This is a genomic window from Kitasatospora sp. RG8, assembly GCF_017813315.1.
In the GTDB taxonomy this organism is placed as follows: domain Bacteria; phylum Actinomycetota; class Actinomycetes; order Streptomycetales; family Streptomycetaceae; genus Kitasatospora.
Window position 1 is genome coordinate 292,985 of sequence record NZ_JAGIYX010000005.1, and the last position, 13,604, is coordinate 306,588.

Consider the following 13,604-nt stretch of genomic DNA (forward strand, 5'->3'; position numbering starts at 1 on the left):
CTCCGGGGCAGCATGGAGACATGAGCACCGGAACCGTCGCGTCAGCCGGCCTCGCCGATCCCTCCGAGCCCGAGGGCGGGCCGGCCGGCGGGGCCGCCGCCCCCTCCGGCGGGCCCCTCGGCGCCGTCGCCCTGCCGCCGCGCGCCGAGCGCGCCGCGCGGGCGCAGGAGGCGGTCGGGCGGCTCGGCCCCGCCGGGGTCGACGCGGTGGCCGTGACCTGGGTGGACAACGCGGGCATCGCGCGGGTGAAGGCCGTCCCGCTGTCCGGCCTGGTGCACGCCGCCCAGTGGGGCGTCGGCGCGGCGCCCTGCTTCGACGTCTTCCTCGCCGACGACACGATCGTCACCAGCCGCCTGATCGGCGGCCCCACCGGCGACCTCCGGCTCTACCCGGACCTCGACCGGCTGGTCCCGCTGGCCGCCCAGCCCGGCTGGGCCTGGGCGCCCGGTGAGCGGTACACCCAGGCGGGCTCCCCGCACCCGGGCTGCCAGCGGCTGTTCGCCCGCCGGATGACGGCCGCCGCCGCCGGGCGCGGGCTGACCCTCAAGGCCGGCATCGAGGTCGAGTGGGTGGTGGCGCTCGCCGGGGAGCCGCAGGAGGAGCCCCGCTTCCCGACCGCGGGCCCCGCCTACGGCATGCACCGGCTGACGGACCTCTCCGACTACCTGCGCGAGGTGCTGCGCGCCCTCGCCGAGCAGGGCCTGACGGTGCTGCAGATCCACCCCGAGTACGCCCCGGGCCAGTTCGAGGTCTCCGTCGCCCCCGAGGGGCCCGTCGAGGCCGCCGACACCACCGTCCTGGTCCGCCAGACCATCCGGGCCGTCTCCGCCCGGCACGGCCTGCGGGCCTCCTTCGCCCCGGTGGTCGAGGCCGGCTCGGTCGGCAACGGCGGGCACCTCCACCTCAGCCTCTGGCGCGACGGGCACAACCTCGCCCGCGGCGGCTCCGGCCCGCACGGGCTGACGGCCGAGGCCGAGGGCTTCCTCGCCGGGGTGCTCGGCGCGCTGCCGGAGCTGCTGGTGCTCGGATCCTCCAGCCCGGCCGGCTACCTGCGGCTGGTGCCCTCGCACTGGGCTGGCGCCTACCAGTGCTGGGGCCTGGAGAACCGGGAGGCCGCGCTGCGGCTGGTCACCGGCTCCTCCGGGGAGCGGTCCACCGCCGCCAACGCCGAGATCAAGTGCTTCGACGCCACCGCCAACCCGTACCTGGCGGTCGGCGCCGTGCTCGCCACCGGACTCGCCGGGCTGGACCAACGACTCGCACTGCCACCGGAGTTCACCGGTGACCCGGCCGCCGCCACGCCCGGCACGGTGCCCCGGCTGCCGGCCGGCCCGGCCGAGGCGATCGCGGCGTACCGGAAGTCGGCGGTGCTCCGCGAGGCGATGGGCGAGCCGCTGTACGAGGCGGTGCTGGCCGTCCGGACGGCCGAGAGCGAGCAGTACGCCGACGCCACGCCGCAGGAGCTGGTCGCGGCCACCCGCTGGCGGTACTGAGCGGTGCCCTCGCTGGACGTCCCGGCCCTGGTCGACCACCACTGCCACAGCGTGGTGGCGGCCGACCTGTCCGACGACGCCCTGACCGGGCTGCTCACCGAGTCCGACCGGCCGCCCGCGCCCGGCACCTCGCCGTTCGACAGCGCGCTCGGCCTGGCCGTCCGCCGCTGGTGCCCGCCCGCACTCGGCCTGCCCGCGCACACCCCCGCGGCCGACTACCTGGCCCGCCGGCGCGAGCTGGGCGCCCCCGAGGCCACCCGCCGGCTGCTGGCCGCGGCCGCCCTGGACACCTGCCTGGTGGACACCGGGCTGACCGAGGCGGCGGGCCGTCCGCTGCTGCCGCTCAGCGAGTTCGCCGACGCGGCCGGCGCCCGGGTGCGCGAAGTGGTCCGGCTGGAGTCCGTCGCCGAGTCCGTGCCGACGGGCGCCGGAGCCTGGCCGCTCGCCGTCCGCGGAGCGTTGGCGGCCGCGGCCACCGGGGCGGTGGCGGTCAAGTCGGTGGTGGCCTACCGGCACGAACTGGCGGTGCCCGGCGAACGGCCCTCCACGGCGGCGGTGACGGCCGCCGCGGGGCGGTGGCAGCGTGCCGGGCGCGGCCGGATGACCGATCCCGTGCTGCTGCACCACCTGCTCTGGACGGCCCTGGACGTCTGCGCCGGGCTCGGCCTGCCGCTCCAACTGCACACCGGCTTCGGTGATCCGGACCTCACCCTGCACCGGGCCGACCCGTCGCTGCTCACCGACTTCGTCCGGGCCGCCGAACCCTTCGGCGTGCCGCTGGTGCTGCTGCACGGCTACCCGTACCACCGGCAGGCGGCCTGGCTGGCCCAGGCCTTCCCGCAGGTGTACACCGACCTCGGGCTGACCGCCTCCTACGTCGGCCCCCGGGTGGCGGCCGTGCTCGGCGAGATGCTGGAACTCGCGCCGTTCGGAAAACTGCTCTTCTCCACCGACGCCTACGGACTGCCGGAGTTGTACCTGGCCGGTGCGGCGCAGTTCCGGCACGGCCTGGGCGCCCTGCTGGACCGCTGGCGGGCCGACGGCGCCTGCTCGGCGGCCGACGCCCAGCGCCTCGCCCGTCAGGTGGCCGCCGACAACGCCCGCCGCCTGTACCGGCTCTGACCTCGGCACTGGTCCCCTCACGGCGCAGCGGCGCCGGGCCTCCCACCCTCCGGAAATTGTGGATCGTCCACGGCCGGGCACGGGATATCAGCAGAAGGCCGGATATTCACTTTATGGATTGACGATGAGTCGACAACGGAGGAGTGGCAACACTCGGAAGTGATCGAACGGTGTCGATTAGATGACTACCTCTTGCGGATTGCAACGCATGTTCACTAGCGTCCCGATCATTCCACTGCATCTGCCAGCCGCAGCTGCACGTCGACTCGGGAGGGCCAACCCCTATGAGTGTTCCTCGGATCAGCCGGACCCGGTACGCCGCGGTGGGCGTCGTTCTCGCCACGGCCGGTGCCCTGGCGCTGCCCGCCGGTACCGCCGTCGCGGCCACCGGGGCCGAGCCGACGACCGGGCCGCTGCTCAGCTACGTCGTCAACACCCAGGCCAACCACGGCCAGGTGCAGAAGGTCGAGAAGGCCATCACGACCCTCGGCGGGTCCGTGGTGTACTCGTACGAGCAGATCGGCGTGGTGATCGCCCGCTCGAACGACACCAAGTTCGCCTCCAAGCTGCGTCAGGCCAAGGGTGTCCAGTCGGTCGGCGCCAGCCGCACCAAGGGCATCACCGCCGCCGACACCCAGAAGGCCGAGGCCGCCCCCGCGCCGACCGCCGCCGCTGCCGCCGCTGCCGCCGCCGCCGGCCAGGAGCCCAACTGGGCCAACCAGTGGGACATGCGCCAGATCGGCGTGGACAAGGCCCACAAGATCTCGCTCGGCAGCCGCAACGTCACCGTCGGCGTGCTGGACTCCGGCATCGACGCCACCCACGAGGACCTCGCGGCCAACGTGGACGCCTCGCAGTCGGTCTCCTGCATCGACGGCGGCAAGCCGAACACCGACTGGAAGGCCTGGCAGCCGGGCGTCGACGGCGACCACGGCACCCACGTGGCCGGCACCATCGCCGCCGCCAAGAACGGCAAGGGCATCGAGGGCATCGCCCCGAACGTCAAGCTGGCCGCGGTCCGGGTCGTCGACGACAACCAGTTCATCTACCCGGAGTACGCGATCTGCGGCTTCGTCTGGGCCGGTGAGCACAAGTTCAACGTGACCAACAACAGCTACTACGTCGACCCGTGGATGTTCAACTGCCAGAACGACGCGGACCAGGCGGCGATCACCACCGCCGTCCGTCGCGCGGTCGAGTTCTCGCAGCGCAAGGGCGTCCTCAACGTGGCCGCGGCGGGCAACGAGAACATCGACCTCGCCCACAAGACCACCGACGTCACCAGCCCGGACGACACCACGCCCGGCACCCGTCCGGTCACCACCGACTGCCTGAGCCTGCCGACCGAGCTGGACGGCGTCGTCGTCGCCTCCTCGGTGGGCGTCAACGGTGACAAGGCCTACTACTCCAGCTACGGCAAGGGCAAGGTGACCGTCGCCGCCCCCGGTGGCGACCGCCGCTACCAGATCCCGGACACCCCGGACAAGAACGGCCGCACCCTGTCCACCATCCCCGGTGGCGGCTACGGCTACATGCAGGGCACTTCGATGGCCTCGCCGCACGTCGCCGGTGTGCTCGCGCTGCTCGCCAGCACCCACCCGTGGGCCAGCCCGGAGGAGCTGACCGAGCTGCTCACCAACCAGGCCGAGTCGCACGCCTGCCCGTCGGCCCCGTTCAACCCGGGCGGTGCCGGTGAGTGGAACGCCACCTGCGAGGGCGGCGAGAACGACAACGGCTTCTACGGCGCCGGCATCATCAACGCCGAGAAGGCGGTCCAGTGGTGGCGCTGACGCGCTGACCGGGTGACCGGCTGAACGCACACGCTCCGGTGGGGAGCGGGACTCCGGTCCCGCTCCCCACCGTCGTTTGAGTACGGGTACTCAGGCGGCCGCCCGGACCGGGTCGGCAGGATGGATCCGCAAGCGCGACCAGGCCCTGTTCGAGGAGCGGAACCCCCATGGCACAGACCTTCACCGGCTGGCAGCAGACCCCGGCCCCCCGGCGCGGCGGGCGGGTCTGGCCGTGGCTGCTGGTGGGGGCCGCCGAGGTGCTCGCCGCGGCGCCGATGCTGACGATGATGGCCGGCGGCGGCCTGGTGGCCGGCGTCATGGGGCTCGCCTCCGGTTCGACGGCGGCCGACGTGCTGCTCCTGGCCCTGATGCTGGCGCTCGGCCCGTTGCTCGGCGTGGCGGTGCCGGCCCTGCTGCTGCTGGTGCCCGCGGTGCGCCGGACCAACGCGGGCGCGCTCTTCGCGCTGCACTGCACCGGCCTGCTCCTCGGCACGGCGGTCGAGTACTTCACCTGGATCCGCCCGGCGATGGGCTGAGCCCGCACGGGTCCGCACCGGTCCGCACCGGTCCGCACCGGTCCGCGCCAGGCCTGCGGGGCCGCACCGGCCCGGGGCCCCGCGACGGGCCGTCCGGGTCGGGCCGCAGCAGGCCTGCGGGCCCGTCACTCGAAGTGGTGGTCCCAGACCGTGTCGACCGACGGCTTGCCGTGCAGGTCCGGCACCTCCTGGAGCCAGGCGGGCCGGCCGGCCCTGGTCCGCTCGGCCCGCCGGAGCTCGGCCTCTCGCAGCTGTTCGGGGGTGGGGAACCCGTCCGGCAGCCACTGCGCGGAGAGCGCCACGCGGGCGGCCAGGTGCGTGACGTACGCGTTCCGCAGCGCGTCCACCGAGTCGAAGCCGGGCTCGTCGGCCAGCCACTCGTCCGGGACGAGCGCCAGCACCTCCTCCAGCAGCCCGGGGGTGACCAGCGGCCCGAGCGCGGCGTCGGCCTGAGTGACGTCGGGGGCGCAGCCGCCGAGGGCGTGGGCGCTGAGGTCGTACCGCTTGGCGACGGCGGAGCCGGCGGCGGACCAGCGGTGGTGGAAGACCAGTGCGGCGCCGTTGTCGATCAGCCAGAGCTTCCCGTGCCAGACCATCAGGTTGGGGTTGTGCACGGTGCGGTCGACGTTGCCGGTGAGCGCGTCCAGCCAGACCACCCGGCCGGCCTGGACCGGGTCGACCGGGATCATCCCGGGCCGGTAGTCGCGGGCACCGGGCAGCAGGTCCATCCCGAGGTTGAGCCCGCCGCTGGCCCTGAGGATGTCCTGGATCTCGGCGTCCGGCTCGCCGTCGGCGACCGCCGGGTCGAAGTCGACCAGCCGCAGTTCCGGCACCGGCAGGCCGAGCCGCCGGGCCAGTTCACCGACGATCACCTCGGCCACCAGGGCCTTGCGCCCCTGGGCGGCGCCGGTGAACTTGACCACGTACGTGCCCAGGTCGTCGGTCTCCACGACGCCGGGCACGGAGCCGCCGGCCCGCAGCGGGTCGACGTAGCGCACTGCTGTCACCTGATCGAGCACACCGGCCACCCTAACCCGGCGGGCACGGTGTGCGGAGGGCCACCTCTCGGGCGTCCGCGAGCGCCTGCCGGACGGCGCCCGGGATGTCGGTGACCGGGAAGATCGCCCGGCGCACCACCCGTTCGCGGTCCAGCACCAGCACCGCCCGCTTCAGCCGCAGGCCCTGGCCGACGTGGAAGGTGGGCAGTCGCAGTGCGGCCGTCAGCCGGACGTCGAGGTCGGAGAGGAGTGGGAACGGGATGGCCTCGGCCTCGGCGAACTCCCTCTGCTCGTCCGGCCGTTGGGTGGAGACTCCGCGCAGCGCCAGGCCGGCCGCGCGGAACTCGGGGTACGCCTCACGGAACAGCCGGTTCTCCAGCGTGCAGCCGACCGCGCCGGGGATGTCCCCCCAGCCGGCCGGCAACGGCGCGGGCCGCCCGGTGGCGGGGTAGCAGAACAGCACGGTGGCGCCGGCCGCCGGGTCGACCGGGTCCAGCTCGCCGCCGGTGTGCGCGGGCAGGGTGAGCTCCGGCAGCCGGGTGCCGGGCAGCGCGGCGAGGCGGGCGGTCTCGGCGCTGTCGGGTGCGGCCGAGCCGGAGAGCGTGCCGTCGCCGAGCAGCCAGCGGTCGGCCCAGTCCTGCATCGCCACCAGTACCGGCAGCAGCCCGCGTCCGGACTCGGTGAGCCGGTACTCGTACCGCACCGGCCCGCTCTGGTAGGGCACCCGTTCCAGGACGCCGGCCTCGGTGAGGTGGCCGAGCCGCTCGGTGAGGACCTTCCGGGAGATGCCCAGCTCGTGCTGGAGCTCGTCGAAGCGCAGCCGGCCGCGCGCCGTCTCGCGGACGATCAGGATGCTCCACCAGTCGCCGATCACCGCCGCCGACTGGGCGATCGCACAGCTTGCGTCGCGCTCTGGCACGTCTTTGAGCACCGTTGCCCCTCCTCGCCATCAGGACGTCCCATCCTCGCACCCCCCTTGCAAGTTCCGAAAGGGAACTTGTAAGTTCCCTTTCGGAACTCAATCCTGAAGAGTGAGAGGGGGGCACATGCCCGTCGCCTGGGCGACCCTGCGCCGGACCTGGACGATGACCAGCCGGGCCTACCCGTGGTCGTACGCCATCGGCTGCCTGCTGATCGGGGTGTTCACCATCGGCCTGTCCTACCTGGGCCTGCACGCCATCGGCGGGGGCTCGGTGGCCGAGGACTTCACCGCCCGCACCGGCGGCGCCGACTACCTCGGCTACGTTGCGATCGGCGCCGCGGGTTACATGTTCACCGTCCGGATGCTGCTCTGGAGCAGCAAGGCGCTGATCACCGAACAGCGCCAGGGCACCCTGGGGGCGCTGCTGATCGCCCCGGCCGGGCGGCTGCCGTACCTGCTCGGTTTCACCGGCTTCGCACTGCTCAACACCGCCGTCGAGGTCGGACTGCTCGGCGGGTTCGCGGCCGTCCTGGGGATCACCCTGCCCGCCTGGCACCCGCTGGCCGCCCTGGCCGGGGTGGTGGCGCTGACCGCCGCGGTCTTCGCGGTCGCGGTCGTGCTCGGCGCGCTGATGATCGTCGCGGGCGAGGCGCACATCTCGCAGAACACCGTCTTCCTCGCCGTCTCGCTGCTGTGCGGCATCACCTTCCCCAACAGCTACCTCCCGGCGCCCGCCCAGTGGCTGGCCGAGCTGCTGCCCGTCACCCCGGCGATGGACGTCCTGCGCGACGCGCTCGGCCAGGGGCGGCCGTTCAGCGACCTGCTCCCGCGGCTCGTCACCTGCCTCGCCCTCAGCGCCGGCTACCTGCTGCTCGGTCTGCGGCTGCTGCCCGCCGCCGAACGCCGCGCCGTCGAACGGGGCTTCTGACCCCTGAACCGGACGACCCGCACCGCCGGACGACCCCCACCGCCGGTCCGCGCCCGCACCGCCGGCCCGCGCCGACCGCCGACCGCACCGCACCGCCGACCGCACCCGCACCGCACCCCGCCGCCGACTTCGAGGAGCCGCTGACGTGATCCGCACCCGCGCCCTGCGCAAGACCTTCCGCACCCGGGACAAGGGCCTGTTCGGCCCGCGCACCGTGAAGACCGCCGTGGACGGCCTCGACCTGGAGATCCCGCCCGGCCGGGTCACCGGCCTGCTCGGCCTGAACGGCGCCGGCAAGACCTCCACCATCAAGATCCTCGCCACCCTGCTCCGGCCCACCTCCGGCACCGTCACCCTGGACGGCCTGGACGTGGTCGAGTACGCCCGCGAGGCCCGGCGCCGGATCAACCTGATCGCCGGCGGCGAGCGGATGGTCTACGCCAAGCTCACCGGCGCCGAGAACCTCCGTTACTTCGGCCACCTCTACGACGTCCCCAACCCCGTGCTGCGTCCCCGGATCGGTGAGCTGCTGGAGCTGGTCGGCCTCACCGACGCCGCCGACACCCCGGTCGAGCGGTACTCGCGCGGCATGACGCAGCGGCTCTCGATCGCCCGCGGCCTGATCAACGACCCCGCGTACCTGCTGCTGGACGAGCCCACCCTCGGGCTGGACGCGCCGATCGCCCGCGACCTGCGCCGGGTGGTCGCCTCCCTCGCCGCCGAGGGCCGGGGCGTGCTGCTCACCTCGCACTACCTGACCGAGGTCGAGGAGCTCTGCGAGCACGTCTACGTGATCTCCGGCGGCCGCCACCTCGCGGCCGGCAGCCCGGCGGAGCTCAAGGCGGCGACCGGCAGTCACCGCAGCGTCCGGGTCACCGTCACCAACCCTTCGCCCGCGCTGGAGTCCGCGGTCACCGGCTTCACGGCCGGCCTGGGCGTCCGCGCGCAGCTGGAGACCACCGAGGAGGGCGCCCTGCTGGTCACCGTCCGCCACCCGGAGGACGTGGCCGGGCCGTTGGCCGGGGCGATCGTCGCCGCCGGAGGGGCGATCGGCGGCCTGGAGGTCACCGAGGCCAGCCTGGAGGACGCCGTCCTCGCGCTCACCGGGGCGGCGCCGGCCCCCGCGCACCCCCGGTCGGCGGTGGCCGCGTGACCGGCCTGCCGTCCACCGAGGTGCAGCTGCTCGGCCTGGCCGATCGGAGCCTGTGGCCGCCCCACGCCGCCGGCCGCACCCTCCCGCCGCCGCGCCCCGGCACCACCCGCCGCCCCCGGCCGCGGCCCGGGAGCCGGGACGGGGGCCGCACCCTGCGGCACGCCGGCAAGGTGTTCGCCGCCGAGGCGCTGAAGCAGCACCGCACGATGTTCGGCCAGCCGCTCGTGGTCGCGTCGATGCTGGTCTGGCCGCTGCTCCAGCTCGCCGCCACCTACTACACGCTGCACCCGATCGCGGCCGGGTCGGCCGCCGCCGCCCGGTGGCCGCTCGCCGCCGACCCGGGCCGGCTGCTCGGCTTCCTCGCCACCGGTGCGCTGGCCTGGGCGTTCTTCTTCTCGCTCGTCCAGTCCGCCTGGAACTTCGCCTACGAGCGCACCACCGGCACCCTCGAGCTGCTCTTCCTCTCACCCGCCGACCGGCTGGTCCTGATGCTGGCCAACGGCGCCGGCGCGCTGGTGCAGAACGCCTGGCTGCTGACCTGCTTCCTGGGCGCCGCCGCGTTCGGCTTCGGCGAGCTGGACGTCGCCGGGCCGTGGATGTACCCGGTGGTGCTGCTGGCCCTGCTGCTGCCCGCGGTGGCCTGGGGCGCGCTGCTCAACAGCCTGATGGTCTTCTCCCGGGACTCCGCGTTCGTCTACACCGTGCTGGATGACCCGATGTGGTTCGTCGCCGGCGTCCGGCTGCCCGTCTTCGCCCTGCCCGGCGTGCTGCGGGTGCTCGGCGCGGCGCTGCCGCTGACCGGCAGCCTGGCCGTGGTCCGCGGCGCCCTGCTGGAGGGCGAGGGGCTCGGCGAGCTGGCGCCGGGCCTGGCCTGGCTGGCGGCGCTCTGCGTCCTGCTGCTGGCGGGTGCGGCCGTGGCGCTGCGCCTCGGCGAGGCCCGGGCCCAGCGGACCGGAGGCCTCCGGCTGGCCTAGGCCGGCCCGGGGCCTGGTCGGTCCCACCCCCTCGCTGTGGTTGGCTTGCCGGTGAAACGGCAGTCCGAGGACGAAGGAGAGCAGGACCATGGGACAGGTGCAGGCCACCACCGAGCGGGTTTACGACGCCGCCCCCGAGCGGGTGTACGAGGCGCTGGCCGACTACCAGGTGACCCGCCCCAAGCTGCTGCCCGCGCAGTACAGCGAGTACGAGGTCCGGGTCGGCGGGACCGGTGCGGGCACCCAGGTGCACTGGAAGCTCCAGGCCACCGAGAAGCGGGTCCGGGACTGCCTGTTCACCGTCTCGGCGCCGACGCCGGACCAGCTGGTGGAGAAGGACGCCAACTCCAGCATGGTGATCACCTGGAAGGTCTCCGCCGTCGGCGAGGGCCGGTCCAAGGTGACCGTCTCGGCGACCTGGCAGGGTGCCGGCGGTATCGGCGGCTTCTTCGAGCGGACCTTCGCCCCCAAGGGCCTGAACCGGATCCACGACGAGGTGCTGGCCAACCTGGCCGCCGAGGTCCGCTGACCCCGCCGCCCGAATCGGGCGTTTCTTCGAGCGGGCCGTCCACCCGTACGACCACCAAGCCGTACGGGTGGACGGCCGCCACCTGAGGGTGACGGCGGCCCCCCGGCGCGGCGGAGCCACCCTAGGCTCGCCGCCGTGCATATGACGATCCTTCACATTTCACAGCCCGTCGACGGCGGAGTCGCCCGCGTCGTCGTCGACCTGGTCCGCGGCCAGCGCGAGGCCGGACACCGGGTGCTGGTGGCCTGTCCGCGCGGTGGCCGGCTGGCCGAGGAGGCCGCCGCCGTCGGCGCGCTGGTCCTCGACTGGCCCGCCCGCCGTGCGCCCGGCCCGGCCACCGCCGCCGAGACGTGGCGGCTGCGCCGGATCGTCCGGGCCGCCGCGCCCGACATGGTCCACCTGCACAGTGCCAAGGCCGGCCTGGCGGGCCGGCTGGCCATCCGGGGTGCGGTTCCGACCGTCTTCCAGCCGCACGCCTGGTCGTTCGCCGCGGTTGACGGCGCGTTGGCGGCCGCCACCCTGCACTGGGAGCGGTACGCGACGCGCTGGGCGCACCGGCTGCTCTGCGTCAGCGTCCAGGAGCGGGCCGACGGCGTCGCGGCCGGCCTGCACGCCGACTGGGCGGTGGTGCCCAACGGTGTGGACGTCCGCCATTACGCGCCGGCCGAGCGGCGCTCCGCCCGGATCGCACTCGGGCTGGACCTGGACGCCCCGCTGGCGGTCTGCGTGGGCCGGCTCTGCCGGCAGAAGGGCCAGGACGTGCTGCTCGCCGCCTGGCCCGAGGTGCTGCGCCGGGTGCCGCAGGCGCGGCTGGCGCTGGTCGGCGGCGGTCCGGACGGGGCCGTCCTGGCCGACACCGTGCGGGAGTCCGCCGAGCCGTCCCGGGTCCGGCTGGCCGGGGACGTCCCGGACCCGCGGCCGTGGTTGGCGGCGGCGGACCTGGTGGTGCTGCCGTCGCGCTGGGAGGGGATGGCGCTGGCTCCGCTGGAGGCGATGGCGATGGGCCGCCCGGTGTTGCTGACCGATGTTCCCGGAGCCCGGGAATGCCTTCCGCCGGCTGAGCGGAAGCAGGCCGTGGTGCCGCCGGAGGATGCCGGGGCGCTCGCCACCCGAATGGCCGAAGCGCTGTCAGATCCGATCGAGTGCGAGCGACGCGGTGTGCGCCTGCGTGACCATGCCGCGGCCCGCCATGACGTGCGATCGGTGGTCGAACAGGTGGACGCGCTCTACCGGGACCTGCTGGGGGCGGGGCCGGCTGCGGGGCGCCGCCGCGCCCGTGTCCCGCAGCGGATCTGATCGTTTCACATGCCGTGAATGACGGCCGCTCCGGCGCTGCCGCAATTCGCACCCGCAACCGGTTGTGGGCGGGATGTGAAGTCAGAAATACCTATTAATGGGCGGCTGGAATGAAATGGCAAGTCACCTTCCGGCATTCCAGTCCGCGGTCGGTAATGTCTGATTTCGCCTGCATCGTTTCGATTTCATACCGGGAATTCACGAGAGAACCGAAAGCCGCCGGCGGCAGCAGGCGCTGTCAGGACCGAGCCCGCCGGGCCGGGGCGGCTGCTCCGGGCCAACCGGTGCCGGGAAGCCGTCACCCCGGGCACACAGCAGGGGAGTTCGTGCGCTGATGACCATTGACCACGACAGCGTGCCACGGCCCGGCCGGCCCCTGTCCGGCCAGCGTCGGCCCGCCACCGGGCTGCTCGACCGCCCGGCCCGGTCCGCCCAGACCCGCAGCGCCCCGCCGGTCCGCCGCCACCGGCGGCCGGTCCGCTCCCGGCTCGCCCTGCCCGCCGCCCTGGCCGCGGTCGACGCCCTCGCGCTGTGCACGGCCACCGGGATCGCCAACCGCGCCCTCGACCCGGCCGCCCGGGTCGAGCCGCTGCTCGGCGTGGCCGCCCTGCTTCCGCTGCTGCTCGTGCTCAACCTGGCCGCCGGCCTCTACCGCACCCGGCTCACCCTCTCCGTCCTCGACGAACTCCCCGCGCTGACCGTCCGGGCCGTGGTCGCCACCGCCTTCGCCGTCACCCTCGCCGGCTGCCTCGGCGGACGCTGGCCCGACTGCGGACCCGCCACCCCGGCCCGGCTCACCGCCCTGCTCGGCGCCCAGCTGCTGCTCGCCGTCTGCGGCCGCGCCCTGCTCTACCACCTGGTCCGCCGGCTCCGCCGCAGCCGCCCCAGCCCCGTCCTGGTCCTCGGCGCCGGCCGGCTCGGCCGCCGGGTCGCCGCCGCCCTCAGCGAGCGCGGCGAGTACGGGATGCGCCCCGTCGGCTTCCTCGACCCCGACCCGCCGCTGCTGGCCGGCGACACCGACCTGCCGGTGCTCGGCGGCCGCGAGGTGCTGGAGCGCGAGATCCGCCGCCACCGCGTCCACCACGTCGTCGCCACCGCCGGCGCCGCCGACGAGGCCGAGACCGCCGCCGCCCTGCGCGACGCGGCTCGGCTCGGCTGCCAGGTCTGGCTGGTCCCCGCCCTGCGCGAGCACGGCTCGCTGGAGACCGGCCGCCACACCGGCGGCGACCACCTCTGGGGCTTCCCCTGCCTGCGGGTCGGCCGCCCGGCGATGCGCCGCCCCGGCTGGGCCGCCAAGCGCGCCCTGGACGTCACCGCAGCCGGCCTCGGCCTGCTCGCCCTCGCCCCCGTGCTCGTGCTGTGCGCACTCGCCGTCCGCTTCGACACCGGCCCCGGCGTGCTCTTCCGCCAGCAGCGCACCGGGCTGGACGGCCGGGTCTTCACCGTCCTCAAGTTCCGCACCCTGCGCCCCAGCAACGAGCACGAGTCGGCGACCCGCTGGAACATCTCCCAGGACCACCGGATGGGCGCCGTCGGCAAGTTGATGCGCCGCAGCTCCCTGGACGAGCTGCCGCAGCTGTGGAACGTCCTGCGCGGCGACATGAGCCTGGTCGGCCCGCGTCCCGAGCGCCCCTACTTCGTCATGCGGTTCAGCCAGGCCTACCCCGAGTACGCGGACCGCCACCGCGTCCCGGTCGGCCTCACCGGCCTCGCCCAGGTAAACGGCCTGCGCGGGGACACCTCGATCGAGGACCGGGCCCGCTTCGACAACCGCTACATCGAGAGCTGGAGCCTCTGGCAGGACGTCAAGATCCTGTGCCGCACCGCGGCCCTGATGCTCCACCCGGACGGGAGCTGACCCAG

At 74.5% G+C, this 13,604-nt stretch carries 12 protein-coding genes; 10 read left to right on the forward strand and 2 right to left on the reverse strand.

The genetic code is table 11. The features are described from left to right. Positions 1 to 20 precede the first annotated feature (20 nt). The 4 genes from J5Y04_RS11180 (at position 21) to J5Y04_RS11195 (ending at position 4,941) form a co-directional block, all read left to right on the forward strand. On the forward strand, positions 21 to 1,493 hold the full coding sequence (locus J5Y04_RS11180) for a glutamine synthetase family protein (protein WP_209411792.1): 1,473 nt from the start codon (positions 21 to 23) through the stop codon (positions 1,491 to 1,493). A 3-nt stretch (positions 1,494 to 1,496) separates the two neighbouring features. Continuing rightward, complete coding sequence (locus J5Y04_RS11185) at positions 1,497 to 2,615, forward strand: amidohydrolase family protein (RefSeq protein ID WP_307853056.1); 1,119 nt, start codon at positions 1,497 to 1,499, stop codon at positions 2,613 to 2,615. Positions 2,616 to 2,899: 284 nt separating this feature from the next. Then, complete coding sequence (locus J5Y04_RS11190) at positions 2,900 to 4,405, forward strand: S8 family serine peptidase (protein WP_209411793.1); 1,506 nt, start codon at positions 2,900 to 2,902, stop codon at positions 4,403 to 4,405. Between the two features lie 167 nt (positions 4,406 to 4,572). Continuing rightward, a complete protein-coding gene (locus tag J5Y04_RS11195) occupies positions 4,573 to 4,941 on the forward strand; it encodes a hypothetical protein (RefSeq protein WP_209411794.1) in 369 nt (122 codons plus the stop codon). Positions 4,942 to 5,066: 125 nt separating this feature from the next. On the opposite strand, the gene J5Y04_RS11200 is transcribed toward J5Y04_RS11195, so the two are convergent. Both J5Y04_RS11200 and J5Y04_RS11205 read right to left on the reverse strand, forming a co-directional pair. Then, positions 5,067 to 5,960 (reverse strand): HipA family kinase, encoded by an 894-nt coding sequence (locus tag J5Y04_RS11200; RefSeq protein ID WP_209411795.1) that lies wholly within the window; start codon positions 5,958 to 5,960, stop codon positions 5,067 to 5,069. A 10-nt stretch (positions 5,961 to 5,970) separates the two neighbouring features. After that, positions 5,971 to 6,858, reverse strand: a complete 888-nt coding sequence (locus J5Y04_RS11205) for a winged helix-turn-helix transcriptional regulator (protein ID WP_209411796.1) — start codon at positions 6,856 to 6,858, stop codon at positions 5,971 to 5,973. 127 nt (positions 6,859 to 6,985) lie between these two features. On the opposite strand from J5Y04_RS11205, the gene J5Y04_RS11210 reads away from it, so the two are divergent. The 6 genes from J5Y04_RS11210 (at position 6,986) to J5Y04_RS11235 (ending at position 13,599) form a co-directional block, all read left to right on the forward strand. Next, positions 6,986 to 7,789 (forward strand): ABC transporter permease, encoded by an 804-nt coding sequence (locus J5Y04_RS11210; protein WP_209411797.1) that lies wholly within the window; start codon positions 6,986 to 6,988, stop codon positions 7,787 to 7,789. A gap of 145 nt (positions 7,790 to 7,934) precedes the next feature. Beyond that, entirely contained in the window at positions 7,935 to 8,942 is a 1,008-nt protein-coding gene (locus tag J5Y04_RS11215) for an ABC transporter ATP-binding protein (RefSeq protein WP_209411798.1), read from the forward strand. Then, positions 8,939 to 9,916, forward strand: coding sequence for an ABC transporter permease (locus J5Y04_RS11220; protein WP_307853057.1), 978 nt, complete (start codon positions 8,939 to 8,941; stop codon positions 9,914 to 9,916). The genes J5Y04_RS11215 and J5Y04_RS11220 overlap by 4 nt, the downstream gene beginning before the upstream one ends. A gap of 88 nt (positions 9,917 to 10,004) precedes the next feature. Then, on the forward strand, positions 10,005 to 10,445 hold the full coding sequence (locus tag J5Y04_RS11225; RefSeq protein ID WP_209411799.1) for an SRPBCC family protein: 441 nt from the start codon (positions 10,005 to 10,007) through the stop codon (positions 10,443 to 10,445). A 141-nt stretch (positions 10,446 to 10,586) separates the two neighbouring features. After that, positions 10,587 to 11,741 (forward strand): glycosyltransferase, encoded by a 1,155-nt coding sequence (locus J5Y04_RS11230; protein ID WP_209411800.1) that lies wholly within the window; start codon positions 10,587 to 10,589, stop codon positions 11,739 to 11,741. A 334-nt stretch (positions 11,742 to 12,075) separates the two neighbouring features. Then, positions 12,076 to 13,599: an exopolysaccharide biosynthesis polyprenyl glycosylphosphotransferase gene (locus tag J5Y04_RS11235; RefSeq protein ID WP_209411801.1), complete on the forward strand. Its 1,524-nt coding sequence runs from the start codon at positions 12,076 to 12,078 to the stop codon at positions 13,597 to 13,599. The last annotated feature ends 5 nt before the right edge of the window (positions 13,600 to 13,604 follow it).

Coding starts and splice junctions, on each gene's coding strand:
- J5Y04_RS11180 (WP_209411792.1), top strand. CDS start 21: ATGAGCACCGGAACCGTCGCGTCAGCCGGCCTCGCCGATCCCTCCGAG.
- J5Y04_RS11190 (WP_209411793.1), top strand. CDS start 2,900: ATGAGTGTTCCTCGGATCAGCCGGACCCGGTACGCCGCGGTGGGCGTC.
- J5Y04_RS11195 (WP_209411794.1), top strand. CDS start 4,573: ATGGCACAGACCTTCACCGGCTGGCAGCAGACCCCGGCCCCCCGGCGC.
- J5Y04_RS11210 (WP_209411797.1), top strand. CDS start 6,986: ATGCCCGTCGCCTGGGCGACCCTGCGCCGGACCTGGACGATGACCAGC.
- J5Y04_RS11225 (WP_209411799.1), top strand. CDS start 10,005: ATGGGACAGGTGCAGGCCACCACCGAGCGGGTTTACGACGCCGCCCCC.
- J5Y04_RS11230 (WP_209411800.1), top strand. CDS start 10,587: ATGACGATCCTTCACATTTCACAGCCCGTCGACGGCGGAGTCGCCCGC.
- J5Y04_RS11235 (WP_209411801.1), top strand. CDS start 12,076: ATGACCATTGACCACGACAGCGTGCCACGGCCCGGCCGGCCCCTGTCC.